1 protein-coding gene is annotated in these 1,031 nt (G+C 45.0%); it reads left to right on the top strand.

What is annotated here, in order from left to right; translation table 11 throughout:
* The coding region (locus C9J40_RS21760) for an Orn/Lys/Arg decarboxylase N-terminal domain-containing protein (protein ID WP_304590053.1) at positions 1 to 1,031 on the top strand (1,031 nt) is incomplete at both ends.

Genomic DNA, 1,031 nt, shown 5'->3' with positions numbered 1-1,031 from the left:
GCTCTCGTTATTGAGCACCAAAACATTACTCCAAACAGCTTTGCCGATCGTGCAACTAAATCATTAATCGCTGAATTAGAAAGCCGTACTATCGAAATCGTTACTGCCACTTCTTACGAAGATGCACGTGCGGTTATCATGGCATCTCAAATCGATAGCCTTGTATTGGCTCTTGAAAAAACTGAAGAGCAAATCGTTAACTCTCACGAAGAAGTTGATTTGTTAGCAGCACTACAAGCACGTCAACCTGAAGTGCCAGTATTTCTACTAGCAGAACGCGCTCGTACTTCTATTCTTAACAACCGCCAGTTAATGGAACGTGTTGATGAGTGTTACTCAGTACTAGAAGATACTGCAGATTTCGTTGCTGGCCGTATCGTTGCTGCTATGCGTCGTTACCGCTCACAAGTGCTACCGCCTTTCATGAAAGCGATGATGCACTACAACGACATCCATGAGTACTCATGGTCTGCGCCTGGTCACCAAGGTGGTATCGGTTTTACTAAGACCCCTGCTGGTAACCAATTCTTCGAATTCTTCGGCGAAAATCTATTCCGTACCGATATGGGTATCGAACGTGCAGCACTGGGTTCTCTACTTGACCACAGCGGCGCATTCAAAGATTCAGAAGTTGAAGCTGCTAAAGTATTTGGTGCTCACCAATCTTACTCTGGTATCGTAGGTACTTCTGGTTCAAACCGTACAATCATGCAAGCATGTTTGAAAGATGACGACATCGCTATTTGTGACCGTAACTGTCACAAATCAATCGAGCAAGGTCTGATCTTAACGGGTGCGCGCCCTATCTACATGGTACCTAGCCGTAACTGTTACGGTATTATCGGTCCAATCAGCCAAGTTCAAATGAGCAAAGAAGGCATCGCACTTAAAGCTAAAAATGCGGGCATTCCTTTCAACGCTGATGAGAAAAAAGCGAGCTACGCGGTTGTAACTAACTGTACTTACGACGGTTTATGTTACCACTCTGAAGTGACTGAAGCGCTACTAGGCGAAAGCTCTAGCCGTATTCA

Origin of the sequence: Photobacterium sp. GB-72 (assembly GCF_003026095.1) — a bacterium.
Taxonomy (GTDB): domain Bacteria; phylum Pseudomonadota; class Gammaproteobacteria; order Enterobacterales; family Vibrionaceae; genus Photobacterium.
The sequence above is the reverse complement of the archived record's forward strand: the minus strand, read 5'-3'. Positions and strand labels throughout refer to the sequence as shown.